This is a genomic window from Microbacterium yannicii, from assembly GCF_024055635.1.
GTDB lineage: Bacteria > Actinomycetota > Actinomycetes > Actinomycetales > Microbacteriaceae > Microbacterium > Microbacterium yannicii.
In genome coordinates, this window is record NZ_JAMXMB010000011.1 from 1 (window position 1) to 24,387 (window position 24,387).

Consider the following 24,387-nt stretch of genomic DNA (forward strand, 5'->3'; position numbering starts at 1 on the left):
TCGACGGGCGTGGTGACGTTCAGTCCTACGTCGGCGCTGCAGCGTGCGAAGACGTATGCGGTGACCGCGACGGCGAACGGTGCCGCGGTCTCGGGTGGGGCGTGGTCGTTCACGACTCTTCCGAACCCGTCGGTGACGGCGAAGTCGCCGGCTGCGGACGCGACGAATGTGGATCCGGCGACGGCGGTGATCTCGGTGACGCTGGCCAACGCGTCGGCGGGTGCGATCACGGTGACCTCGGGTGGTGCCGCGGTGGCGGGTACGTCGAGCTTCAACGCGTCGACGGGCGTGGTGACGTTCAGTCCTACGTCGGCGCTGCAGCGTGCGAAGACGTATGCGGTGACCGCGACGGCGAACGGTGCCGCGGTCTCGGGCGGGGCGTGGTCGTTCACGACTCTTCCGAACCCGGCCATCATGGCGAGGACGCCAGCCTCGTCGGCGACCGGAGTGCTCGTAAACGCCCCGATCACCGCGACGATCTCGAACGCGTCGGGCGCCGCGATCACTGTGACCACGGGCGGTGCCGCAGTGGCGGGCACCTCCAGCTTCAACGCCTCGACCGGAGTCGTGACCTTCACGCCGACGGCGGCTCTCGGCTTCTCGCGTAGCTACTCGGTCACGGCGACCGCCAACGGCGCCGCGCTCACCGGCGGGACCTGGTCGTTCACCACTATCGCGCAGGCGACTCGGTCGTCGAGCGCCCCGGCGGCCAACGCGACCAACGTCAACCCGACCGGGCTGACCATCACCGCAACGCTCAGCAGCGGCGCACAGGCTGGCGCCATCACCCTGGCGCAGGGCACGACGAACGTCGCGGGAACGTCGACCTACAACGCCAGCACACGCGTGGTGAGCTTCGTGCCGACGGTCACGCTCGACTGGACGAAGAACTACACCGCGACCGTCACGGCCAACGGCGGGGCGGTGACGAGCGGCACGTGGTCCTTTACGACGATGGCCAAACCCGACCAGGTGAGCCTGTTCACGACCGGCACGCCGACGAACCCGAACACGACGACCGTGCAGAACATGAACGCCGGCACACGGTTCAAGACCAGCGCTGCGGGTGTGGTGACGGCCATCAAGTTCTACAAGGGGACGCTGAACATCGGCACCCACACGGGTTATCTCTGGAACTCGGCCGGCCAGCAGCTGGCCACGGTGACATTCACCGGTGAGTCGTCTTCCGGGTGGCAGACGGCCACGCTCTCGACACCGGTTCGGCTCACCGTTGGTGCGGAATACCGCGTGAGCGTGTACAGCACGGCCCGGGTGTACGCGGCGACGACGGGGGGACTCAGCTCGGTCGTCACCAACGGACCGATCTCGACCATCGCTACCGGTGGCGCTTACTCTTACAGCACGGGGTATCCGAGCACGACGACGACCACCAAGCTCTGGGTCGACGTCATCTTCGATCCCGACAACTAATCGACTGGGTTCGGTAGCAACGATCACTCCGGTTTGGGGACCGGAGCGAAGGAAATGGGGGTAATCCGACGTGTCTTCTCGACTGAACGTTGCCGTGATCGGTGCGGGGTACTGGGGGCCGAACCTGGCCCGCAACTTCCGCGCTTCGGCGGACTGGAATCTGGCGGCAATCTGCGATCTCGACCTGGCTCGCGCGCAGCGCGTCGCCGACAGCGTCGGGGGGGTGCCGATCACGCCGAGTCTCGACGACGTGCTCACCGACCCGGCGATCGATGCCGTCGCGATCGCGACTCCGGCACGCACGCATCATCCGATCGTGCTGGCCGCGCTCGACGCCGGAAAGCACGTCATCGTCGAAAAGCCGCTGGCCGACACCCGCGAACGCGGAGTCGAGATGGTCGATCGCGCGCGGCAGAACGGTCTCGTCCTGATGGCGGACCACACCTACTGCTACACGCCCGCGGTCCTGAAGATCCGCGAGCTTATCGAGGAGGGCGCGCTCGGCGACATCCTCTTCGTCGACAGCGTGCGCATCAACCTCGGGCTCATCCAGCCTGATGTCGACGTCTTCTGGGACCTCGCGCCCCACGACCTGTCGATCATGGACTTCATCCTGCCCGGCGGGCTCGACGTCACCTCGGTGTCGGCTCACGGCTCGGATCCCCTCAACACCGGAAAGGCGTGCATCGGCTATCTCGCCATGCCGCTGAACGCCGGCGGAATCGCTCACGTGCACGTCAACTGGCTGAGCCCGACGAAGATCCGTCAGATGGTCATCGGCGGCACCAAGCGCACACTCGTGTGGGACGACCTCAATCCGCAGCAGCGCGTCAGCGTCTACGACCGCGGGGTCGATCTCGCTCTGCAGTCAAAGGAGACCGCCGACACGCGCGCCGCCAACATCTCGTATCGGCTCGGCGACACCTGGGCCCCCGCTCTGCCCGAGCGCGAGGCGCTCGCGAACGTCGCGGGCGAGTTCGCCGCTGCCATCCGCGAAGCGCGTCCCGCGCGCACCAGCGGCGAATCCGGGCTGCGTGTGCTCTCGGTCCTCGAAGCAGCAACCACCAGCCTCGGTGCACTCGGTGCGCCTCACCCCGTCACGTCCTACGTCAAGGAAGTTCAGGAAGCATGACCACCCTCGAAGGCACCCGCGTTCTCGTCACCGGCGGAGCGGGCACGATCGGATCCACCCTCGTCGACCAGCTGCTAGACGCCGGGGTCGCCCACGTCGATGTGCTCGACAACCTGGTGCGCGGGCGCCGCGCCAACCTCGACGGAGCCTTGGCGTCCGGACGACTCGAACTTGTCGACGGCGACATCCGCGACGCGACGCTCGTCGACGACCTCACCGCCGACAAGGACTTTGTCTTCCACCAGGCGGCGATCCGCATCACCCAGTGCGCGGAGGAGCCGCGCCTCGCGCTGGAGGTGCTCGTCGACGGCACGTTCAACGTCGTGGAGTCGGCGGCCAGGCACGGCGTCAAGAAGCTGATCGCGGCGTCCAGCGCGTCGGTCTACGGCATGGCCGAGGAGTTCCCGACGACCGAGCGCCACCACCATGAGAACAACGACACGATCTACGGCGCGGCGAAGACCTTCAACGAGGGACTCGTCCGCAGCTTCCGGGCGATGCAGGGATTGGACTACGTCCTGTTGCGCTACTTCAACGTGTACGGCCCGCGCATGGACGTGCACGGCCTGTACACCGAGGTGCTCGTGCGCTGGATGGAGCGCATCGCCGACGGCAAGCCGCCGCTGATCTTCGGCGACGGGCAGCAGACCATGGACTTCGTGTGCGTGCCCGATATCGCCCGCGCCAACGTCCTCGCGGCGCAGAGCGACGTCGTCGAGGGAACCTACAACATCGCCAGCGGCACCGAGACGAGCCTGCTGGAGCTCGCCGAAGCCCTGCTGCGAGTGATGGGCTCCGATCTGGGCGTCGAGCACGGGCCCGAGCGGGCGGTGAACGGCGTGGCGCGCCGTCTCGCCGACACGTCCGCGGCGAAGCGGGACCTCGGTTTCGAGGCGACGATCGGCATCGACGAAGGACTGCGTCAGCTCGTCGAGTGGTGGCAGCCGCTGCGCGAGGAGATCGCGTCCGGCCGGTCGGTGACCGTCTCGTGAGCGACCGCATAAATGTGATGGTCCCCTGGCTCGGCCAGGAGGAGGCGGATGCCGTCGCCGAAGCCATCGCCAGCGGATGGGTCGCTCAGGGCCCGCGCGTCGCGCGCTTCGAGAATGAGTTCGCGAGTGCGATGCAGGCGCGGTACGCGGTCGCGACCAGCAGCTGCACGACCGCCCTGCACCTCGCTCTGATCGTGGCGGGTGTCGGACCGGGCGACGACGTCGTGGTGCCGTCGTTCTCGTTCATCGCGACCACGAACGCGGTCAAGTACGTCGGAGCGAACCCCGTGTTCGCCGAGGTCGACCCGGTCACCGGCAACGTCACCGGTCACACTGTCGCAGAAGCGCTGACCCCGCAGACGCGCGCCGTGATTGCCGTGGATCAGGGCGGCGTGCCCGTCGACATCGACGACATCCGTTCGTTCACCGATCAGCTCAACATTGTCGTCGTCGAAGATGCGGCGTGCGGCGCCGGCTCGACGTACCGGGGTCGTCCGGTCGGTGCAGGCGCCGAGATCGCCGCGTGGTCCTTCCACCCGCGCAAGCTCCTCACCACGGGCGAGGGCGGCATGATCACGACGTCCAACCCTGACTGGGCGGACCGCGCGCGACACCTGCGCGAGCACGCGATGAGCGTCTCGGCGGCCGACCGCCACACGTCGGTGCTTCCGCCCGCGGAGGAGTACACCGAGATCGGCTTCAACTTCCGCATGACCGACCTACAGGCGGCCGTCGGCCTCGTGCAGCTCGGGCGCCTGCCCGCGATCGTCGCACGACGCCGCGAGATCGCCGAACGGTATCAGCAGGCGATCGGCGACATTGCCGGCCTGCGCGCGGTGGCTGACCCCGACTACGGCACGGGCAACTTCCAGTCGTTCTGGGTCGAAGTAAAAGACGAGTACCCGACGGATCGCGAGGGACTGCTCGAGGCGCTCGCGAACGCCGACATCTCGGCCCGTCGCGGAATCATGGCGTCGCACCGTCAGCCCCCGTACCGCGACCTCACGCCGGAGAGCGGTCTGCCGGTCACCGAGCACCTCAACGACAACACGCTCATCCTTCCGGTCTTTCATCAGCTGACGCAGGACGACCAGGAGCGTGTGATCGCGGTCCTTCGCTCGACGAGCGGGTCGGCGTAGTGGCGCGGGGGCTCCTCATCGTCGGCGCGAGCGGTCTCGCGCGCGAGGTGCTCGCCGCGGGGATCACGGGCGTCGTCGGCATCCTCGACGACAATGTGGGGCTCCACGAGACCGAGATCGCCGGCATCCCCGTCCTCGGCGCTGTCGTCGATGCCGTCTCCCGGGCTGAATCGCTGCTTGTCTGCGTGGGGCCGAGCCAGAGCCGTCGCAACATCGTGAGGCGATTCCGCAAGTTCGGGGTCGCCGAGGAACGGTACGCGACGTTCGTGGCCCGATCGGCACGGATCGGCCGTTCGAGTGACATCGGGCACGGCAGCATCCTCCTCGACAACGTGGTCGTGACGGCGGATGCCGCGCTCGGCCGCCACGTCGTGGCGATGCCGAACTGCACTATCACGCACGACGACGTGCTGGAGGACTACGTGACCCTGGCGGCCGGGGTCGCGCTGGGCGGCAGCGTCCGAGTGGGCGAAGCGGCGTACGTCGGAATGAATGCATCCGTGCGTCAAGGGCTCACGATAGGCTCCGAGTCCACAGTGGGAATGGGGGCCGTCGTGCTGAAGGACGTCCCCGCTGAAGCGACGTGGGCCGGCGTGCCGGCGAAGGACATCCGGGCGGACGAGGGGCGTCGATGAAGCACATCGTCCTGCCGCGCCGGGTGCGACGCACCCCGACGGTCACGGTGGTCATGCCGTGCTACAAGTACGGCCGGTTCCTGCGTTCGGCGGTGCGCAGCGCGCTGGATCAGTCGAGGGTCGACGTTCGCGTGCTGATCGTCGACGACGCATCACCCGACGATTCGGCGGAGGTCGCACAGCGTCTCGCGGCCGAGGACCCGAGAGTCCGGGTGCTCGTGCACGAGGTGAATCGCGGTCACATCCAGACGTACAACGACGGATTCGCGCTGGTCGACACGGACTACGTCACACTCGTGTCGGCAGACGACATCGTCGCTCCCGGGTCGCTGGATCGCGCCATCTCGCTGATGGAGCGCTACCCCCGCGTCGGCCTCGTCTACGGCGCGATCGCCACCTTCGCCGACGACGCGGACCAGCGACCGAAGCGCTCGCGCTGGTATCACCTCTGGCGCGTCTGGGGGCAGGACGAATGGATCGATGCCGTCGCCCGTTCCGGCTACAACCCGATCGCATCGCCCGAGGCTGTGGTTCGAACGGCAGCGCTGCGAGAGGTTGGCGGCTACAACCCCGCGCTCCCGCACACCGGAGACCTCGAGTACTGGCTTCGGATCGCCGCGCACTGGCAGGTCGGCGAGGTGCACGGCCCGGTCCAGGCGTACTACCGCGTTCACGGCGCCAACATGCATCTGAAGGATTTCGGAACACGGGAGGTCGATCTGCGGGAGCGCTTCGCCGCGTTCTGCGTGCTCCGAGATGCGGCGGTGCAGTCGGGACTGCCTCGTGCAAGCCAGCATCTCGACACCGCCCGCCAGGCGATCCTCGCGCAGGTCGATGCCCTGATCGCCGAAGAGCGCGCCGCCGGCACTTCGACCGCGTCGCTCGAGGCGTTCCAGCGGGAACTCGCCGACGGCCGCGCCCCGCGCCCCACCAACCCCGTCTCATCGGAGTCTTGATCACCTATGCCCACGAACAACGTCCCCATGCTGGATCTCCAGTATCAGCACCGGCTCGTCGCGGCTGAGGTCGCGGAAGGATTCACTCGCGTGCTCGATGCGTCGAGTTACGTGCTCGGGCCCGAGGCCGCCGCGTTCGAGCGCGCCTATGCGGAGTACCTCGGTGTCGCACACGTCCTGGGCGTCGGCAACGGCACGGACGCACTAGTGCTGGCCTTGCGGGCCGCGGGGATCGGCGAGGGCGACGAGGTCATCCTGCCGGCGAACACGTTCGTGGCGACCGCCGAGGCGGTTGCGCTCGTCGGCGCGAAGCCCGTTCTCGTCGACTCCGGCGAAGACTTCCTGATCGAGGCGGATGCCGTCGCCGTTGCACTCACTCCGCTCACGCGCGCGGTGCTCCCGGTGCACCTCTACGGCCAGGTCGCCGATGTCCAGGCAATCCGAGGTGTGGTGGGATCGGACGTCGTCGTCATCGAGGACGCGGCGCAGAGCCAGGGCGCGGTCCGCGACGGACGTGCCGCCGGAAGCCTCGGCGACATCGCCGCCACGAGCTTCTACCCCGGCAAGAACCTCGGTGCGTACGGCGACGCCGGCGGCGTATCGACCGACTCCGATCGACTCGCCGATGCCGTCCGGGCACTGCGCAACCATGGTGGTGTCGAGCGCTACCAGCACGATGTGATCGGCACCAACTCGCGACTGGACGGCCTCCAGGCGGTCGTGCTGAGCGCGAAGCTTCGGCGGCTCGATGAGTGGAACGAGCAACGCCGCACGATCGCCGATCGGTATCGTCTGCTGCTCGGCGACGTTGCGGCAGTCGCCCTCCCGATCGTGGGCGAGCGCTCCGCGCACGTGTATCACCAGTTTGTGATCCAGGTCGACGATCGGGATCGCGTCTTCGACGAGATGGCTGCGGCCGGCATCGGAGTAGGCATCCACTATCCCAAGCCCATCCACCTGCTCGGAGCCTTCGCAGATCGCGGACTGGGCGCCGCGGGAGCGTTCCCCCGGGCGGAGCGCCAGGCCGGCCGCATCCTGTCGCTGCCGATCTACCCCGGTCTCACGGAGCAGATGCAGGACCGCGTCGTCGAGGAGCTGATTCGATCCGTCGCATAGGCGGTGAGAGTGCAGGATGAGCGACCAGGGTCAGGAGCAGCTCGGCTCACGTGCCGCAGGCAGCGTGGCTTGGCTGACCGCGCAGACGTGGATCGTCAAGGCGGGCGGATTCGTTACCGTCATCATTCTGGCGCGCCTCCTCACGCCCCAGGATTTCGGGCTAGTGGCGGTGGCGATGACCATCGTGCCCTTGGTGTATCTGCTCGCGGAACTCGGGTTCGGGACCTACCTCGTGCAGGCGAAGGTCGCCGGCCGCCGGGCGATCGGCACCGCGTTCTGGTATGCCGTGGGTGCCGGCGTGATCCTGACGGCGGCATTGATCCTCTGCGCGCCCTGGCTGGAGGACCTCTTCGGCGTTCCCGGGGTCGCGGGCGTGATCGTTGGGATCAGCCCCGCCGTCATGTTCGTGAGCCTGGCGGCCGTACCGGTCGCGCTGATGCGCCGCGAGATGCGGTTCCGCGCGCTGGCGATCCAGTCCGCGGTCGCCGCGGTGCTCGCGCAGATCGTGGCGATCCTGCTGGCGCTCTCCGGGGCAGGGGTGTGGGCGCTGGTCGCACAGGTCGGCGTCAGCCAGGCCGTCACCTGGATCGCGGCCTGGATCTCGACCCGCTGGCGTCCGCCCGCGGTCTTCGACTGGCAAGAGTTCCGCACCATGTTCAGCTTCGGCGCCAAGGTCGTCGGCATCAACGGCATCGCCACCGTGCGACAGTGGGCGGAGAGCCTGATCATCACGAATGTGCTGGGCGCGAACGCGCTCGGCCAGTTGGCGATCGCACAGCGACTGATCCTGACCAGCCAGGAGATCGCCGGGGCAGCGATCGCTCCGGTGTCGACCGTGGTGTTCGCCCAGGTGCGTGACGATCCGGAGCGGCTCAAGCGCGGGTACGACCGCGCGCTGGCGCTCGCCTACTACGTGATCACGCCGGCGATGACGGCCATCCTGGTGACCGCTCCGGTGCTCGTGCCGTTGCTGTTCGGCGACCAGTGGACGGCGAGCGTGGTCCCCACCCAGTGGCTTGCCGTCGCGGCCCTGTTCACGATGGCTGCCGCACTGGATCACGGATTCTTCTACGGACTCGGCCGCCCCGGCCTCTGGCTGGTCTACGGGCTCGCCGTCGATGCCCTGACGGTCCTGGTCACGTTCCTGACGGCCGCCTACGGCCTCAACGCGATCACCGCAGGGTTCGCCGGCGTGGCCGCGCTGGCTGCCGTGGTGCGCTGGGTGATGATCTCGCGGATGCTCTCCACGTCACTGTGGACGGTCGCCCGGCGCGGCCTCGCGGCCGTCGTCCTCATGGCCGTGACGGGCGGACTCGGCTGGCTCGCCTTCACGCTGACGGGGAGCTGGCCCGGCCTGCTGCAGATCGTGCTCGCTTCGGTGGTCGTTCTCGCGGCGCACATGGCTCTCGCGCGGCTGCTGCTCGCACGCGGCTCGCAAGACTTCTTCGCCGAGGTGCGCAGGAGGCTGCGACCCCGCGCCCGCAGCTGAGGTCACCCCTCGGGAGCGACCGACTCGCGGCCCAGCTCGTCCGAGAGGATCTGGACGACGGCGCGCTCTGTCGGCTCCCACGAGCGACCCTGAACGCTCGCGGCCACTTCCTCGGCGTACGCGTCGGGATCGGCACGCGACACGGCGCGCGACAGAGCCTCGGCGAGCGCGCCAGGGGTCGCCTGAGCCCACTGGACGTGCTCATTGTCGAGAACGGCGCGCGCGTCCGGATGCTCGTTGACAACCGGGATGGCCCCGCAGGCGAGCAGTTCCTCGGGAACGAGCGACACATTCGTGAACGACAGCGAGATGCCCGCGATCGCGGAGTTGTAAAGCGTGGCGAGGACGGCTGGGGCGACGGTTCCGTGGTTGACGAACGGGAAGGGCAGAACCGGATCGGAGGTGCCATAGACATGGATCGGCTGGTCCGGATGCTTGCGGTGGAATCGCTCGATAGCGAGCACGGCGAGCCGGTATCCCCGGCGCTCGTTTCCGGGTCGCGCGTAGAACACGACGCCCGATCTCGGCCGTTGCGATCGCTGAAGGTGAAACGTCGAGGTGTCGGCACCGTACGGCACGAGGTCAGTCAAGACGCCGAGTTCGCGCAGGATGGTCGCATGGACCATCTCGCCCAACGAGATTGTGCGGAACCCGAAGCGATACGTGTCCTCCGCGAAGGCATAGTTCTCCCCGCGAGGAAAGAAGAACGGCTCGTAGTCCTGAACGAAGTAGAGCTTCCGCGCGTCTCGGGCTCCGCGTGTCGCGACCACGTGAGCCGTCGCCCACGATGAGGCCACCAAGGCGTCGTAGCCGTCGATGCGATCGCCCACTGGGGCGACCTCGCACGTGAGCCACGGCCAGGCCGTGCGGACGACCTCCGTGTAGTGGTCGATGTCTGCCTGGAACCGGTTGTAGAACAGCAGAGTGTTCTCAAACCCGGCCTCTTGCGCCGCACGGACCATCCGGAAGAGCGTCGTGTGACCGCCCGAGCCGGCTCCTGCGGGCACGACCACCCATCCGATGCGCGGAGGGTCGGACACCGGGCGAGGAGTCGCCGCAGGCTGTTGAGCGAGCGCGAAGGAATCGGCGAGATCGCGAAGATCGAGTGGCACATCGAGTTCAGCGATGCCGAATCGCTGTGCGAGTCGCTGAACACCGAGCTGCATCACGAGGCGCGGAGACTTGCGCAGTTTGCGGAGGAGGCTGCGGCTCGTCATGACGCTGCCGCCGGGGCGTCGGCGGTGTCGAGGGTGTCGAGCGCCCGCACGACACGTGCCGGGTTTCCCGCAACCAGCGTGTGGGCCGCGACATCCTTGGTCACCAGGGATCCTGCGCCCACGACTGCTCCGGCGCCGATGGTGACACCCGGAAGTACTGTCGCGCCTGCGCCAACCCATGCGCCGTCACCTATGACGACCGCACGGTTCTGGAGGTCGCCGGCGCGCTTCTTGGGTCCCGCAATCTGGTGCGAGCCGGTGATGACGGTGACGTTCATCCCGAACGATACCGATCGTCCGACGATGACGGGGGCGGACGCGTCGAAGAAGGTCCCGCGGTTGATGTAACAGCCTTGCCCGATCGCGATCGACCGGCCGCCGTAGTAGCCGCCTGCCTCTATGATCGACCGATGCACCTCGAGGCCTGACGCTCTGAGCAGAATCCAGCGCAGGTGCTCCGGAACGAAATCCGAAGCGACCACGGTGTTGAGCCAGACGTTCCGCAGCCAGCGGGAGATCACACTCCCCAGCCTTCCGATGACCCTCATCAATGACCTCCCCGCATCACTATAGGGCGGGGAGGTCATCGATGCTTCGGCGGCGGTGGGCGCCCGATCAGGGCTTGCGGACAGCGGCTCCGCGCCCGTCGGTGCCACCCGAGCTGTAGATGTAATTATCGGTCCACTGGTCCCAGCCCTTGCCACCCTGAACGTACGCCGCGCCCCAGCCGGTGCCGGTGAAGCGGTTGTCGACCGCCCGCATGTTCGAGTACGGCTCGTAGAACTCATTGAGGCCGAGCTGGTAGCCCTGGCCCTCGAGCAGGTTGCCCTGGACCAGGACGTTGTCGATTCGACCGGCGTACGTCTGGATGAAGAGGGCTCCGGTGTCGTTTCCTGAATTCGAGTTGAATCTGTTGTTCAGGACGACCAGCTGGCGGTCGGAGCGCTGGGCGTCGGTGAAGTCACGAATCGTGAAGGCATCCGAGTGGGTCCCGTTTGTCGCTCCGTCGCCCCACGCCACCAGGCCCGTGACGTAGTTGCGCTCGACGCGGGCATCCAGGCTCGAGCCTGCGTTCATGATCGCCAGTCCGCTGCCGAAGCCGTGGACGTAGTTGCTCACGAGATCCGCGATTCCGATGAACGCGGTCGCCCAGGCGGCATCCTCCTTGCTCAGGAGGGAGCCGTCGAACTCGCTGTTGCTGATGGTCACCTTCGCCGGTGCGATCTGGAAGTTCGACGTGTTCTGTGTGCTCAGCACCGGCATACCGCGCGCGGCGCTCACGGGCTGGATGCAGCTCTTGTCGATCGTGATGTTGCCCGCCGACAGGTCGAGGCCGCCGGTGATCCGCACGCCCGACAGCACGCTGCCGGCCGGCACCTTGCTGCTACCGGTGTAAACCGGCAGGCTCGCGCACTTCAGTCCGAGCGGAGCCAGCCCCACTGTGTTGGAGTTGACGGTCCAGCCTGCTCCCGACGTCGAGCCCGCGGGGGGCGCTGGGGGAGTGGTCGGGGAGGGCGTCGGGGTCGGGGTCGCGGTCGGCGTCGGGGTCGGCTTGGGGGTCGGGGTCGGGGTCGGGGTCGGCGTCGGCGTCGGCGTTGGCGTCGCGGTGGGGCGCGGGCTCGCCGTCGGCGTGGGCCTCGGCTGAGTCGGCGCGGTCTGGGTGGGCGTCGGGCTGGGCGCCGGGATTGCCGACGTCGACGGCGCGTACACGACGTCGACCAGGTAGTTCGAGCCCTTGTACGTGTTCTTTGGCAGCGCGCTCGCGCCGTACGTGTAGACGCCGGCGCCACGGCCAAGCGAGAAGCCGTTCTGGCTGCGCGCGGTGACCAGGTCGTTCTCGGTCACCGGGTACCCGCCGGAGGGGGCGAAGTACGACACGACGTAGGTCTGGCCCGCCGTCAATGCGACCGGCTTGGTGAGCGAGACGGTCCGCCAGCCCTCCTTGGTGCTGGCAGCGAAGCTGACCTTCGCCAGGGCGGCGCCCGAGGCTGACCAGAGCGTCGCGGTCGTCACGCCGCGGGCCTTGCTGCCCTGGTAGTACTGCAGAGCGGTGACGGTTCCGTTCGAGTCGGGAGCGAACTTCACGCCGAGCTCGACGGCTTCGCGATCGGTGTCGGCCGCGATGCTCGGCGCGAGCGTGTCGGAGAAGATTCCACGTGTCGATGCGGCCGCCACGGCGGGGATCGCGGTCAGCAGACCGAGGCCGAGCGCGATGCTCGCGACTGTGGCGACGCCGGCGCGGACGAGACGAACCCGTGCGCGCTCGCGGCGGCGCGCAGTCGCACGGGATCCAGCAGAATGAGAAGGCATAGGGGATGCTCCGGGGGTCGGGGTCCCAAGAAGGCTAAGCGGCGTTGCGTCGTCATTCCGACTATATGAGAAACGCCTCATGGCGGAAAAGCACATTCTCATCCTCGCGCATGCTTCGGCGGGGTCTCTCATCGGCCGAGGCGAGCCTTCGCACGCTGCATCCCGTCCTTGCCGAGGATCGCGATCGCGACCCGCCTAGCGGCGCTGCGCCCCTCGTCGCGGAACGTGCGCGCCGGTGCCGATATCAGCCTGTCGCGCAGCAGCGCGGTCCGTCGCGGAGGCGTCACATCTTCGAGCGCTCCGGGGAACAGGTCCCGCCAGGGCTGCGGTGTGGTGAGAGTGCCGCGCACGCGGTTGCTGACGTTCTCACCGTGCACGACCTGCAACCATCCGGGCGATCCGCCGACCTCGACGACGGGCATGTTGCGCCGCAGCATCAGATGCCAGTCCGACCAGCACATCACCGGGTCGTCCCACGGTTCCGCCACCGAGCAGAAGGCGTTGTCGGGATCGCGGCGACGGTAGACGCCGGCATTCGACTTGATGATGCCGTTGACCAGGAAGACCGCTCGGCGGTCAGCGAAGTCGACGGCGCGCTGCACGCGTTCGGCGAAGTCGGCGGCGAGGCCGTCGTCGTTGTCGAGGTTCGTCGTCACGAGCATCCGGCCGTGACCCGAGGCAACGGTGCACACATCGAGGAGCAGTTCCTCCCGCGACACCTCCGCCCGGTACATCGGGGTGAACAGCCCAGACTCGACGTACGGTGCGATGGCGGCCCGGAGCCACTCGGGGCTTTCGGGGTCGAAGTAGATGATCCATTCAGGAGACGTGGTCTGTGCGGCGACCGACGGGGCGCAGTATCGCTCGAACAGAGACCAGCGGTTCGCGAGCCAGGTCTCGCTCGCTCGGATACGAGCTTCGCTGCCGCCAGACGGGAGATTGAAGCGCGTCAGGAGGACGTGGTCGATCGCCGGAGCCGTCATGCGGTTCCGCCGGGCGTATCGCGATCCCGGAGGAATCGTCTCAGCTCGCCCTCGTCGTCCAGGTCGACGACCTGCACGACGTCGTCGGATCGGGCCGCCTCGTGCGCGGTGTGGGGCCACGCCGCGCGACGAGCCGTATCGACCGGTATGCCGAGCAGTTTGTCGAACACCGACACGTAGGCCTGCGCCTGCGGTCGCCAGTCGAGCACCTCGGCGACGCGAGCGCGCGCCGCCAGGCCAAGTTCGACACGTCGTTCGTCATCGTCCAGCAGCGCTTCGACCGCATCGGCGAATGCGCCGATGTCGCCCGACGGGACCATCACCCCGGTGTCGCCCGCCGAGACTCTGGTCTCGGCGAGATCGAACGACACCGACGGCAGACCGTAGGCCATGTACTCCATTGTCTTGTTCATGGTCGACACGTTGTTGAGGGGAGTGTTCAGATCGGGGCCCAGCCCCAAGTCCGCCGAGCTGAGGTACTGAGCGATCTCGGCCGGTCCTACCCGTCCTGTGAAGACGATGTTGTCGGTCAGCCTGCGCTCGACCGTTTCGCGCTTGAGGTCCTCGAGACAGTCGCCGAACCCCAGCAGCACCGCCCGCACGCCGGTGCGCCCGCGGCGATGCACGAGCTCGTCCATCACCGCGACGATGTTCTCGACGCCGTCCTGCGGCCCCATGATCCCGATGTAGGCGAGCAGGTGCTCCGCGCCGGACCGAATCGACGGGTCGGGGTAGATCGGACGCATCACGGCGGTGTCGGGTCCGCTGCGAACGACCGTGACGTGGTCCGGATCCAGGTTGCCTCTCGTCTCGGCGACGCGCTTGTACGACCCGTTGGTCGAGATCACGCGGTCCGCGATGCGGTAGGTATTGCGTTCGAGCAGCACCAAGCCGCCCAGCTGGAGGCGCCCGCCGATGCCGGTCGGCTTTCCGAAGCGCGACAGGAAGAGTTCCGGATTCAAGTCGTGCTGATCGAACACGAACCGCACTCCGCGCACGCGCCACAGCAGCGCGAGGAGCCAGTAGGTGTCGGGTGGGTTGCACGCCTGGATCACGTCGAACCCGTGGCGCCGCCGAACGCGCAGCGACAGCGCCGCAGTGCGCACCCAGGAGTACGCGAACTCGATCGCGAAGCCGAGAAGGCCCTTCGCCTCGGGTGCGGGCGCGTACTTGTAGATCTGCACGCCGTCGAGCTCCTGGTAGGAGGGATCGCCCGGCCCCTTCGGGCAGATGACGGCAACCGAATAGCCCTGGGCGGTCAGCGCCTGGCACTCCAGCCAGACACGCCGATCGAGCGGCACGGGCAGGTTCTGCACGATGATCAGGACCCGTCGGCCCGCTCCAACCTTTGCCATTACGCGTTTCCCCCAGTCCGCGTCGAAGATTGATGACCACAATCTAGCAACCGAGCGGGTCTCGGGCGATCCTTCGCTACGATCATCCTGTGTGCGGAATCGTGGGGGAGATCCGCCTCGATGGTGCTGGGGCGTCGCGCGGCAGGCTCGAGGCGATGGCAGGGGCGATCCATCATCGCGGCCCCGATGACGAGGGCTTCTGGGTCGACCAGGCGATAGGCCTCGGGCACCGCCGTCTCTCGATCATCGATTTGAGCGGCTCCCACCAGCCCATGCAGGGCGTCGACGGTCGCTGGACCATCGTTTTCAACGGCGAGATCCTCAATTATCGCGAGTTGCGTGCCGCGCTCGATTACCCGTTCCGCACCGACGGCGACACCGAGACGATCCTCGCCGGCCTCACGGTGCACGGCATCTCCTTCATCGAGAAGATGGTCGGACAGTTCGCGTTCGCCGCGTACGACAGCGCAACCGGCACGACGCACCTGGTGCGTGACCGCCTTGGCATCCTGCCTCTCTATTACCGCCAGACGGCGGACTCCTTCCTCTTCGGGTCCGAGATCAAAGCGATCCTCGCCGGGATGGAGCAGAAGCCCGATGTCGACGTCGAGAGCCTCGACGCCTACCTCTTCGGCCGCTCCGTGCCAGCGCCGTACACGCTGTTCGCCGGCATCCGCAAGCTACCTGCCGCCCATCTTGCCGAGCTGCGCGCAGACGGTCGGTTCGTCACGCACCGCTACTGGTCGCCGCCGACGGAAGAGGCGCGCACCTGGTCTGCCGGCGACGCCGTAGACGCCGTCGACGAGGCCGTGACCCGGGCCGTGCGCTCCGCGCTCGTTGCCGACGTGCCCGTCGGCGCGTACCTGAGCGGAGGCGTGGACAGCAGCCTGATCGTGCAGAAAGCTGCGGCCCTGCACTCCGGCGGCCGGCTCAAGACGTTCGCGGCGGGCTTCGGCGATCCGCGCTACGACGAGCTCCCGTTCGCACGCCAGGTCAGCAAGCACGTCGGGTCCGACCACCATGAGGTGCACGTCGACGCCCGGGACTTCGAAGCGCTCTGGCCGACTCTGACCTGGCATCGGGATGCTCCGATGTCGCAGCCCGCCGACTTCGCGGTGTATCGATTGGCCCAGGCCGCGCGCGAGCACGTCACTGTCGTGCTCTCCGGCGAGGGCGGCGACGAGCTGTTCGCGGGTTATCCGAAGTACGAGGCCGCCAACGCGATGGCCCTCGCCTCGATCATTCCGGGAGGGCTTCGCCGTGGGCTCGCCGGCGCGGTGGACGGCGTGCTCCCCTCGAAGCTGTCACGCGCGCGCATCGGGCTCAGGGTCTGGGGCGCCGGCGACCGCGACGCGCAGTTCCGGACGTGGTTCGCCCCGTTCACCGAACGGGAGCGGTCGCAGCTCCTCAACGGGGTGGCCACCAGATCGACGTCACTCGCCGACGCGTCCGACGGGAAGGACCCGATCCGCGCCATGCTGCTGGCCGATCTGCGCAACTGGCTTCCCGACAACCTCCTTGAGCGTGGCGACCGGATGTCGATGGCGACGTCGCTCGAACTGCGACCGCCGTTGCTGGATCACCGGCTGGTCGAACTCGCCTTCCGGCTGCCGTCAGACGTAAAGGTGCGGTCCGGTCAGACGAAGTGGGTGCTCAAGGAGGTCGCCCGACGGAACCTGCCACCCGAGATCGTGGATCGCAAGAAGGTCGGCTTCCGCGTGCCGCTGGATGCGTGGTTCCGATCGTCGCTGCGTGACTCGGTCCGCGATCGACTCACAGGGTCCGGCTCCTTCGTCGCGGAGACGATGGACCGCAAGGCCGTCCGCGAGCTGCTCGACCGTCACGACAGCGGACGGTTCAACGAAGAGGCGAGCATCTGGACGCTGATGTCGCTCGAGGTATGGCACGAGACGTTCTTCTCGGGTTGATCAGCTGCTCTCGCGCGAGCTCGCGTCGCGCTCCCACCGCGCCGACGATCGCGAGAACTTCGCACGCAGCCGTGCGACGACGACGATCGTGAGGTAGACGACGACGTCGCCCGCACGCCGAGGCTGTTGGCGAACGATCGCCGCGAGATCGGCGAGCTGACTCTGCTGGCCGCTGGAGAGCCCGCTGCTGTGCGCCGCCACCTCGGACTGCGTGCGGTAGCTGCGGCGGAGGATGCGCTGCAGATCCGCCAGACGCCGGGGAGTGGTCACGACCACGGGATCCGTCGGCACGATCACCGCTTCGTCCGCCGCGAACAGGCTGTCGATGAACAGGTCGTCGGACACCAGATCGGGGAACTCCTCGAATCTCGCCCTCCCCGACTCGGACAGGGCATAGCAACCCGCCCCCCAGAGCGCAGACGAGATGCTCGGAAGGTCCGCGCGCGTCCGGTACCAGGCGCGGACCGGCCACGACGCGCGGCTGCTGTCGAAGACGTGTGGCGGTCGACCCGCGACAGCGCCCTGCGTGAGCGCGTCGACGACGGCGAACGCCGCGCGGCTCGTGAGGACGACGTCCGCATCGAGATAGATCCTGGGACCGGCGCCGGCGAGTCGATCTCCTTCGCGCAGCGCACCGATCTTGGATGGTGCCGCCAGTTCGACGACGTCCACGCCACGGTAGCCGAGCGCGATCTGCGCCGTCGCGTCGGTGCATCCGTTGCACACCACGATGAGGCGGATCCCGCTGTCGGCGCGGGCGTCCGCGAGCGCGTCGAGCGTCCGCCCGATCACCATCGCTTCGTTGTGGGCGGCGATGATGATCGTGCCCGCGGTCATCTGTTCCCTCCTGGCAGATGTGCGCGGTCCCTGCGCAGCAGCAGTGCGCGCAGAGCAGCACGAGCTCCTGCGCGGTGCGGTCGTATAGCGTTGCGCAGGACCAGGATGAGACCGAACATCGCTGAGGCGGCCGGCCGGTGCCACTTGCGGTAGTAGCGCAGCTTGTTCACCTCGAGGAGCGCATCGAGCTGGGGCGATGATCCGGAGCCGCCGCCGCGATGGGTGACGACCGAGGTCGGCGTGAAATCGATGCGCCCGCCCGACTCTCGGATACGGCGCGCGAAGTCCGTCTCCTCCGAATACATGAAGAAGCGGGTGCTGTCCCAGTCGCCCACGGCGTCGTACACTTCTGAACGGATCGAGAGTGCGGCTCCCGTCGCCCAATCGATCGAGTGCGGACGCTCATACGCACCCGCGTCGCGCACGGTTTCCGACAGCGCCGCGGGTCGCTGGGGCCATCCGTCGCCGAAGAGCGCGTCGCCGAGCGCCCGAAGGAGCGTGGGCTCCCGTCGCAGCGAATTCATCCGGTCGCCGCGCTCGTCATGGATGAGCGGCACGGCGGCGGCCGCGCCCGAGTCGAGCTGTGCGCCGAGGGCGCTCAGCGCCCCGGCGTGCAGACGCAGGTCTGGGTTCAAGACCACGACCCAGCGCGACGGCGGTGATGACCTGCGCCCGACGTTGATCCCGCCCGAGTACCCGAGGTTTGCGCCGGCTTCCACGACGGTGACCTGGTCGTGTGGCTCCAGAAGAGCCGCCAATGGGTCGTCGACGGCGTTGTTGACGACTGTCACATGCCAGGTTCGGCCGCCCGCCGCCTGATCGACGGAGGCGAGTAGCTCGCGCAGATCACCTGCGCTGCGAAATGACACGATGACGATCGCGAAGTCGATCATCCCCCCCGCCTTCCCCGGGCGACCCCACTCGCCCGTCACCTAACGTAGTGGCTCGCCGGCGGTGGCCGCAGACGTTTCGGAGAGGTTGCCCAGACTGTGTCCAGGCGCGGGTGGGTACACTCGGGATGCGTTCGGAGTGCGCGCTCCAGGGGGGAGGAGTCGGTGTGACTGTACGCGAAGTCCTTCGCGCGATCACGCGGCGATGGTATGTCCTCGCGATCGCTCTGTTGTGCGCTCTCCTGCTCGGCATCCTGTTCACGCGTGGCTCTGGAACGTTCACCACCAAGACCTTGGTGAGCTTCACGCTGCCAGCGCGGTCTACCCTTCAGGCAGAGAGCGGAAACAGCGACACCAGTGTGATCGCCTTCGCCAGCGCTGTCGCCGCGGAGATCAACAACGGTAAACCCACACCGACCTACTCGTCCGCGGATGCACCCTACTATGGGGCGGGCGTGCGAGAAGGCGTCCTCGTCGGGCTCCGAAACGAAGGGGGACAGTGGATCGCCAGCTTCCCTTCCGCCACCATTGAGATCCAGATCGTGGGCCGCACGTACGAGTGGGTGGAGAACAAGCAGAAGGACCTGCTTGAAGATGTAGAGAACACTGCGATCGCGCAGCAATCGGCCGCGCTGACGACGCCGGAGCAGAGGATCACCATGACGGTCGAACCCTTGACGACGAAGATCGATGAGATCCTCGTCAGTCGGACCAGCCAGATCGCGGCCTGGATCGCGCTTGTGCTCGCCGCGCTGATCGCGGGTACCAGCGCCTGCGTCGGCTGGGATGGAATCATGGCCGCCCGACGACATGGCCGACAGGCGAAGGTGCGACCGCTGCCCCGACTGGATCGCGTCACGGCATGACGCTCGCGGATACTCTTCGTGGCCTCCTTCGCAGGTGGTACATCGTCCTGCCGGGCATCATCCTTGCGCTCGCTGTGGCGCTCGGCACATTCTTCGTCGTGAAGCCCGGATACGAGCGGACCGCGACGCAGCTGCTCCTGCCTGGCGCGGGCACGATCCCCGAGGGCGCGACCAACCCTTATCTGTTCCTGGGCAGCCTCGCCCAGGCCGCCGACATCGTCGTTCGGGCGATGGGGTCGGATGAGGTCGCCGGCGAAGTCGTCGAGCGCTACCCAGGTATCGATATCCAGGTCGCTCGCGATCCGCTCGTCTCCGGTCCCGTGATCCAGTTCACGGTCACCGCTGACAGCGACGAGGAGGCCGCCGGGGCCATCGACCTGCTCTTGGAGCGATCGGCAACGACCCTGGAGGGGATGCAGGCCGACCAGGGTGTTCGACCTGACGACCAGATCACGTCCTCGGTGCTGACGAAAGACACCGAGAGCACCCTGGAGCAGAAGAGCCGGCTGATGCTCACGGCAGTTGCAGGCGGAGTGCTTATTCTCATCACGCTCGTGGTCGCCAGTCTCGTCGATGGTCTGTCGCGACGGCAGCGGACGAATGGCCGCAGTCGGAGCATGGCCTCCTCCTCAGACGACGCCTCGGCGGCGACCGCGGAGGATGCGAGCCGTCAGCTGGATGAGTGGGAGGCGCCGGATGCCGCCCCCGCGGCCGAGGAGCCTCTCCCGGCCGAGCCGGCGGAGCTATCGGACACGCAGGAGATCCTGGCCATCATCATGGACGAGCCGGCGGACGCCGAAGCCGCCCCCGTCAGGAGGCCGGGGGTCCGCGCGAAGCGCGGCGGTACGGTCGAACGGTAGCCCGCCGGATGACGGAACCCCGTGGTGACCTCAGGCCGGTGGCCGCGGTGCTTCACAGCGCCTCCGGACGAAGCCGTGGCGTCACCGCTGCGACGATGCTCACGATCTACATCGTGCTGCTCTTCGCGATCCCTTCGGCGGCCACGATCTCGGCCCTCGGCGGCCTGGGGCGGCCATCGGTGCTGTGGGGCCTGGTTCTGTTGTTCTGGTGGCTGCTCTCGCGCCTGCAGGTGCGTGTCCACGATGCCCGGCCGGTCTCGCAGCCGATTCGCTACGCCTTCGGTGCACTCATCGTCGTCATCCTGGTGAGCTTCGCGGCCGCAATGTTCCGCGGGCAGCCGGTCGACCAGATCAGTCCCGCGATCACCGCGCTGCTTCGCACCGCGTCGTGGAGTGGCGTCCTGCTCGTCGCAATGGACGGCATTCGCACGCACGACGACCTGGCGCGACTTGTGCGGCGCCTAGCCATCGCCGGCGGCGCCATGGCGGGCCTGGGGATGCTTCAGTTCATCATGGGAGTCTCGTTCATCGACTGGGTCGGTACACTGCCCGGCGTCACCATGGACACCGAGGGCACGAGCGTCCGTGGCGCGTTCGTCCGGGCATCCGGCACCGCGATTCATCCTCTCGAGTACGGCACCGTCGTCGTCGCGACCATCCCACTCGCGCTCACCGTGGCGGTCACACGCGGCTTCCGCGGCGCTGCGTCACGAGTGGGCGCGCTCTGGTGGACGCCGGTCGTGGTCAGCTTCATCGCGGCGATCGTGGCGGTCTCGCGCTCGGCGATCGTCGGTCTCGCGGTCGCCGTCATCGCGTCGCTCCCCGCGCTTCCCAAAGCAATGCGGTCATGGTTCATCGTCGGAGGGGGAATCCTCGCCGTTGGTGTCTTCATAGCCGTTCCACGCTTGTGGGGAACGATCGTCGGACTCTTCGCGGGGGCGTCCGACGACCCGAGCACGCAGTCGCGCACCAACGCACTTGCGCGGGTGCCGGAGTTCATCGGGTCGTCGCCGTTGCTGGGGCAGGGATTCGGAACGTTCCTGCCGCGCTACTACATCTTCGACAACGGATGGGTGCTGGTGCTGGTCGAGCTGGGCATCTTCGGACTTCTGGCACTCGCCGGAATCGTCGTGACCGCGCTGTGGAGCGTGCTGAACGGAAGCCGCCGATCCGACTTCCAGGACACGAAGGCGATCGGAAAGGCCATCGCCGCGAGCATCCTGACCTGCGTCGTCCTGTTCGCGTTCTTCGACGGCTTCTCCTTCCCCATGTCGGCCGGCTACTTCTTCCTCCTGATGGGGCTCAGCGGGGCGCTTCGCACGATCGCGGCCGCCGATGTCGACGTCAGCGCGGGGACTGCCCGAGCGGTCGCTTCGATAGTGGGAACCGAGGACGAATGACCGAGCGCTGGACACCGTTGCGCCGTGCCGCGGCTGTGGGTCTCCTCGTGTACGGGGCAGGCGCGGCGGTGATCCTGCTCTCACCCGTGAGCTATGCGGGAATCGTCGAGGCGATCGGCCGGGGGCTCACAGACGCCACGGGCGTCGGCTTCGGCTCTGGGTGGGTCGAGTTCGTCGCGAACATCGCGCTCTTCGTGCCCTTGGGGCTTCTGCTCACGATCTTCTTCCGTCACCCCTGGGTCGGCGCTGCGATCGCCGTGGTGGGATCTGCGCTGGTGGAGCTCGTCCAGATCGTCATCCCGTCTCGGCAGCCCAGCCTCCGCGACATCCTCGCCAATGTGATCGGTGCGGTGATCGGAGCCGCTGCGGCTTCATTGATCCTGCGCCGCAGTGAGCGCCGCCGGCGCGTCGCCGCCGACGATACCGCGGCCGACCCCCTGACGGGACCCATCCCCCCGTCACCCTCGCACGGCGGACGGTGACCAGGCATGCGGGATGAACAGCTCGGGCTCGCCCGAGCCGTCGGCCGCGAGGCTCCAGACGTCTGAGTCTCCGACCGTGGCGTTGGTCAGCCCGTAAAGCAGGGTCGCATCGTCCAGCCAGGCGATCTGGTCGTCGACGCTGCGGGTCTCGGCATCGAGAACCCGGAAATCGCCGCTGGCGACATCCATGACGGCGGGCGTCCAGTGCACGGTCGCGCCGGAGCCTCGTGTGACCCGCTTGAATGCGATCCGCGTGCCGTCGGGGGACAGGGAGGGGCACTCGACCGACTCCGCGACGGTGCGCATCGTCTTCGACGGGATGTCGCCCTTCACGAGGTATGTCGCGCCCGCAGTCGTCATGCCGACGGTGGCGTAGAACGTCGTGTCGTCGATGAAGGTGATGCCCCAGTAGTTCCGGTCGACCGGAGCGCTGACCTCTCCGTCGACGTAGAGCGTCCATTCCTCGAGATTGCCGCTGACGTCCGACCCGTCCGCAGCACGATGGATCGTGGTGCCGGTGGAGAACCCGATGGTGGCATAAGTGTGGCCGGTTACGAACGAGGTGGTCGCGACCAGGGTGCCGTCAGGGGAATACCGCGTACGGCTCGGGATGCCGGGAAGCGGCCACTGCTGCAGCTGCGATTCGTTGTTGTCGTAGAGCGTGGCGGTGTAGGTCGGAGTGATCCCACGCTCCGAGCGGAGGCAGGAGAACTCGTCTTCGATGGCGGCGACACGGTCGCACGCCGTGGAGGTGACCGCGCGCGCGCCCGCGGGATCTCCCAGCGGCACGCTCGACACCAAGCCGTATCCCTGACCCGTCGCGGTGTTGCGGAAGACGATGCGGTCGCCCTCGGCCCAGCCGGAGGGTGAGATGGTGTCGACGTCGCTCGGCGCGGCCAGGCGCGCCTGGTACTGCGCCCAGGCGAAGACGCCCATCGCGATCGTCGCGCCCACGGCGATGACCGAGATGGCGATGATGATCGTCCACCGCAGGCGTGCCGTCACGAGCTCGCTCCCTGCCCGCGGGCGGACAGATACGGCCGCAGCAGCAGTGCGACGAGGGGGATGGCCACCGCGAGGAGCCCGGAGACGATCCACATGGCGTTCTCACTGCCGACGCCGTACCAGAGCAGGCCGAACCCAGCAGCGGACAGGAACCTGGTCACGGCCACCACCGTCTGTGCGGCGGCGATCCCCGTGCCATGCGTGTCGGGAGTCGTCAGCTGCGCAGCGAGGGCGGCGAGCACGCCGTCGGTCGATGCATAGAACGCGCCGAGGAACACGAGACACAGCAGGGTGGCGGCGATGTCTGCGATCGGCAGAGCCGCGATCACGTACGCGGCCAGGAGCGCGAAGTGGCCGAACACGAACACCCGCGCGCGCCCGACGCGATCGGCCAGTTTGCCGAGCGGGATCGCGAACGCCAGGAACGCGACGTTGGTGCCGACGTACATGAGCGGGAACCACAGCGCGGCGAAGTCGCTGCGTGACTGCAGGACGAGGTAGATGAATCCATCCCCGATGGTGAGAAGGCCGAGGATGCCCGCCGCTGCCAGCACTCTGCGCATGGGGCCGGCAGTGACGATCTTCCAGTCGAATCTGGGTCGTGGAGCCGGCGCTGGCGCGGGAGCGCTCTGCGAATCGACTTCGGTCGACGCTGTGGACGTCTCAGCCTGACGGTCGCGACGCGGGCGGACGTTCGGGACGAAAAGCCCGAGGATCGCGACGCCGACCACGGCGAACCCCAGCGACGCGACGAAGATCGTGCTGTAGCCATCAGGGATCAGCAGGAGTATCACGAACGCGAGGAGCGGTCCGATCGCGGCGCCGACGTTGTCCAGCGTGCGATGCACGCCGAACGAGGTGCCCAGGTTATCGGGACGGGAAGCAGCCGTGATGACCGCGTCGCGCGGCGCGGTGCGGATCCCCTTGCCGATGCGATCGGCCGAGATGACCGCGGTGATCGCGGCGAAACCTGACGCGAACAGCAGTCCCAAGCGAGCGACTGCGGCGAGGGCGTAGCCGACGAATGCCACCCACTTGGGCTGGTCCAGTCGATCGGATGTGTAGCCCGCTGCAATCCGTGTGATCGCGCTGACTCCCTGGTATATGCCGTCGATGAAACCGAAAGCGACCGTCGACAGGCCCAACACGCCTGTGATGTACAGCGGCAGGATGGCGGTCACGGACTCGGATGAGATGTCGGTCAGCATCGAGACAATGCCGAAGGTGACGACCGTGGAAGAGACCGTACGCACGCCGCGAGCTGGCCGGGAGGAGGTCGGCTGCCCGGGCGCCTCCGTGGCCTCGTCAAGGAGCGGGCCGGCTTCGTCCTCAGGCTTCGGCTTGTTCGAGAAGGATATGTACAC

22 protein-coding genes are annotated in these 24,387 nt (G+C 67.7%); 13 read left to right on the plus strand and 9 right to left on the minus strand.

From position 1 onward, the window contains the following. The first annotated feature begins 186 nt into the window (after positions 1–186). From NCG93_RS05695 to NCG93_RS05730, 8 genes are all read left to right on the plus strand, one after another. Positions 187–1,431 (plus strand): DUF4082 domain-containing protein, encoded by a 1,245-nt coding sequence (locus NCG93_RS05695; RefSeq protein WP_372495958.1) that lies wholly within the window; start codon positions 187–189, stop codon positions 1,429–1,431. A 70-nt stretch (positions 1,432–1,501) separates the two neighbouring features. After that, positions 1,502–2,563, plus strand: a complete 1,062-nt coding sequence (locus NCG93_RS05700) for a Gfo/Idh/MocA family protein (RefSeq protein WP_194414890.1) — start codon at positions 1,502–1,504, stop codon at positions 2,561–2,563. Then, complete coding sequence (locus NCG93_RS05705; protein WP_194414889.1) at positions 2,560–3,555, plus strand: NAD-dependent epimerase/dehydratase family protein; 996 nt, start codon at positions 2,560–2,562, stop codon at positions 3,553–3,555. The genes NCG93_RS05700 and NCG93_RS05705 overlap by 4 nt, the downstream gene beginning before the upstream one ends. A gap of 17 nt (positions 3,556–3,572) precedes the next feature. Further along, complete coding sequence (locus NCG93_RS05710; RefSeq protein WP_194415020.1) at positions 3,573–4,694, plus strand: DegT/DnrJ/EryC1/StrS family aminotransferase; 1,122 nt, start codon at positions 3,573–3,575, stop codon at positions 4,692–4,694. After that, the gene (locus tag NCG93_RS05715) at positions 4,694–5,329 is read left to right on the plus strand and encodes an acetyltransferase (RefSeq protein WP_194414888.1); all 636 of its coding nucleotides are present in this window, start codon (positions 4,694–4,696) and stop codon (positions 5,327–5,329) included. The genes NCG93_RS05710 and NCG93_RS05715 overlap by 1 nt, the downstream gene beginning before the upstream one ends. Then, positions 5,326–6,285, plus strand: coding sequence for a glycosyltransferase family 2 protein (locus NCG93_RS05720; protein WP_194414887.1), 960 nt, complete (start codon positions 5,326–5,328; stop codon positions 6,283–6,285). Before NCG93_RS05715 ends, NCG93_RS05720 begins: the two co-directional genes overlap by 4 nt. 6 nt (positions 6,286–6,291) lie before the next feature. Beyond that, positions 6,292–7,401: a DegT/DnrJ/EryC1/StrS family aminotransferase gene (locus NCG93_RS05725; protein ID WP_206687657.1), complete on the plus strand. Its 1,110-nt coding sequence runs from the start codon at positions 6,292–6,294 to the stop codon at positions 7,399–7,401. A gap of 16 nt (positions 7,402–7,417) precedes the next feature. Then, complete coding sequence (locus NCG93_RS05730; protein ID WP_194414886.1) at positions 7,418–8,890, plus strand: lipopolysaccharide biosynthesis protein; 1,473 nt, start codon at positions 7,418–7,420, stop codon at positions 8,888–8,890. Between the two features lie 2 nt (positions 8,891–8,892). Here the strand turns inward: NCG93_RS05730 and NCG93_RS05735 are convergent, their stop codons facing one another. The 5 genes from NCG93_RS05735 to NCG93_RS05755 all read right to left on the minus strand — a co-directional run bounded on the left by NCG93_RS05735 (position 8,893) and on the right by NCG93_RS05755 (position 14,755). Continuing rightward, complete coding sequence (locus NCG93_RS05735; RefSeq protein WP_194414885.1) at positions 8,893–10,107, minus strand: rhamnosyltransferase WsaF family glycosyltransferase; 1,215 nt, start codon at positions 10,105–10,107, stop codon at positions 8,893–8,895. Beyond that, on the minus strand, positions 10,104–10,628 hold the full coding sequence (locus NCG93_RS05740; RefSeq protein ID WP_252787463.1) for an acyltransferase: 525 nt from the start codon (positions 10,626–10,628) through the stop codon (positions 10,104–10,106). Before NCG93_RS05740 ends, NCG93_RS05735 begins: the two co-directional genes overlap by 4 nt. A 94-nt stretch (positions 10,629–10,722) precedes the next feature. Then, positions 10,723–12,417: a DUF4082 domain-containing protein gene (locus NCG93_RS05745; RefSeq protein ID WP_194414883.1), complete on the minus strand. Its 1,695-nt coding sequence runs from the start codon at positions 12,415–12,417 to the stop codon at positions 10,723–10,725. A gap of 128 nt (positions 12,418–12,545) precedes the next feature. Next, on the minus strand, positions 12,546–13,400 hold the full coding sequence (locus tag NCG93_RS05750) for a glycosyltransferase (protein ID WP_194414882.1): 855 nt from the start codon (positions 13,398–13,400) through the stop codon (positions 12,546–12,548). Then, complete coding sequence (locus NCG93_RS05755) at positions 13,397–14,755, minus strand: glycosyltransferase family 4 protein (RefSeq protein WP_194414881.1); 1,359 nt, start codon at positions 14,753–14,755, stop codon at positions 13,397–13,399. Before NCG93_RS05755 ends, NCG93_RS05750 begins: the two co-directional genes overlap by 4 nt. 101 nt (positions 14,756–14,856) lie before the next feature. Here NCG93_RS05755 and asnB point away from each other — a divergent pair, with 101 nt between their 5' ends. Beyond that, positions 14,857–16,683: an asparagine synthase (glutamine-hydrolyzing) gene (gene asnB / locus NCG93_RS05760; protein WP_252787469.1), complete on the plus strand. Its 1,827-nt coding sequence runs from the start codon at positions 14,857–14,859 to the stop codon at positions 16,681–16,683. Here the strand turns inward: asnB and NCG93_RS05765 are convergent, their stop codons facing one another. Next, positions 16,684–17,520 carry a glycosyltransferase gene (locus NCG93_RS05765; protein WP_194414879.1) on the minus strand — a complete coding sequence of 279 codons (837 nt, stop codon included), beginning with the start codon at positions 17,518–17,520 and terminating at the stop codon, positions 16,684–16,686. Then, positions 17,517–18,413, minus strand: coding sequence for a glycosyltransferase family 2 protein (locus NCG93_RS05770; RefSeq protein ID WP_194414878.1), 897 nt, complete (start codon positions 18,411–18,413; stop codon positions 17,517–17,519). The genes NCG93_RS05765 and NCG93_RS05770 overlap by 4 nt, the downstream gene beginning before the upstream one ends. Before the next feature lie 164 nt (positions 18,414–18,577). Between NCG93_RS05770 and NCG93_RS05775 the strand changes: the two genes are divergently transcribed. From NCG93_RS05775 to NCG93_RS05790, 4 genes are all read left to right on the plus strand, one after another. Next, the gene (locus NCG93_RS05775; protein WP_194414877.1) at positions 18,578–19,276 is read left to right on the plus strand and encodes a hypothetical protein; all 699 of its coding nucleotides are present in this window, start codon (positions 18,578–18,580) and stop codon (positions 19,274–19,276) included. Beyond that, on the plus strand, positions 19,273–20,136 hold the full coding sequence (locus tag NCG93_RS05780) for a YveK family protein (protein WP_194414876.1): 864 nt from the start codon (positions 19,273–19,275) through the stop codon (positions 20,134–20,136). Before NCG93_RS05775 ends, NCG93_RS05780 begins: the two co-directional genes overlap by 4 nt. Before the next feature lie 95 nt (positions 20,137–20,231). Beyond that, positions 20,232–21,536, plus strand: coding sequence for an O-antigen ligase family protein (locus NCG93_RS05785; RefSeq protein ID WP_194414875.1), 1,305 nt, complete (start codon positions 20,232–20,234; stop codon positions 21,534–21,536). After that, positions 21,533–22,018, plus strand: a complete 486-nt coding sequence (locus NCG93_RS05790; protein ID WP_194414874.1) for a VanZ family protein — start codon at positions 21,533–21,535, stop codon at positions 22,016–22,018. Before NCG93_RS05785 ends, NCG93_RS05790 begins: the two co-directional genes overlap by 4 nt. Here the strand turns inward: NCG93_RS05790 and NCG93_RS05795 are convergent. Next, on the minus strand, positions 21,995–23,023 hold the full coding sequence (locus NCG93_RS05795) for a PD40 domain-containing protein (protein WP_194414873.1): 1,029 nt from the start codon (positions 23,021–23,023) through the stop codon (positions 21,995–21,997). The two genes, NCG93_RS05790 and NCG93_RS05795, sit on opposite strands and share 24 nt — an antisense overlap. After that, on the minus strand, positions 23,020–24,387 hold the full coding sequence (locus tag NCG93_RS05800) for an MFS transporter (RefSeq protein WP_372495957.1): 1,368 nt from the start codon (positions 24,385–24,387) through the stop codon (positions 23,020–23,022). The genes NCG93_RS05795 and NCG93_RS05800 overlap by 4 nt, the downstream gene beginning before the upstream one ends.

Coding starts and splice junctions, on each gene's coding strand:
- NCG93_RS05785 (WP_194414875.1), top strand. CDS start 20,232: ATGCTCACGATCTACATCGTGCTGCTCTTCGCGATCCCTTCGGCGGCC.
- NCG93_RS05735 (WP_194414885.1), bottom strand. CDS start 10,107: ATGACGAGCCGCAGCCTCCTCCGCAAACTGCGCAAGTCTCCGCGCCTC.
- NCG93_RS05770 (WP_194414878.1), bottom strand. CDS start 18,413: ATGATCGACTTCGCGATCGTCATCGTGTCATTTCGCAGCGCAGGTGAT.
- NCG93_RS05780 (WP_194414876.1), top strand. CDS start 19,273: ATGACGCTCGCGGATACTCTTCGTGGCCTCCTTCGCAGGTGGTACATC.
- NCG93_RS05790 (WP_194414874.1), top strand. CDS start 21,533: ATGACCGAGCGCTGGACACCGTTGCGCCGTGCCGCGGCTGTGGGTCTC.
- NCG93_RS05720 (WP_194414887.1), top strand. CDS start 5,326: ATGAAGCACATCGTCCTGCCGCGCCGGGTGCGACGCACCCCGACGGTC.
- NCG93_RS05745 (WP_194414883.1), bottom strand. CDS start 12,417: ATGCCTTCTCATTCTGCTGGATCCCGTGCGACTGCGCGCCGCCGCGAG.
- NCG93_RS05710 (WP_194415020.1), top strand. CDS start 3,573: ATGGTCCCCTGGCTCGGCCAGGAGGAGGCGGATGCCGTCGCCGAAGCC.
- NCG93_RS05750 (WP_194414882.1), bottom strand. CDS start 13,400: ATGACGGCTCCGGCGATCGACCACGTCCTCCTGACGCGCTTCAATCTC.
- NCG93_RS05730 (WP_194414886.1), top strand. CDS start 7,418: ATGAGCGACCAGGGTCAGGAGCAGCTCGGCTCACGTGCCGCAGGCAGC.
- NCG93_RS05725 (WP_206687657.1), top strand. CDS start 6,292: ATGCCCACGAACAACGTCCCCATGCTGGATCTCCAGTATCAGCACCGG.
- NCG93_RS05705 (WP_194414889.1), top strand. CDS start 2,560: ATGACCACCCTCGAAGGCACCCGCGTTCTCGTCACCGGCGGAGCGGGC.
- NCG93_RS05755 (WP_194414881.1), bottom strand. CDS start 14,755: ATGGCAAAGGTTGGAGCGGGCCGACGGGTCCTGATCATCGTGCAGAAC.
- NCG93_RS05765 (WP_194414879.1), bottom strand. CDS start 17,520: ATGACCGCGGGCACGATCATCATCGCCGCCCACAACGAAGCGATGGTG.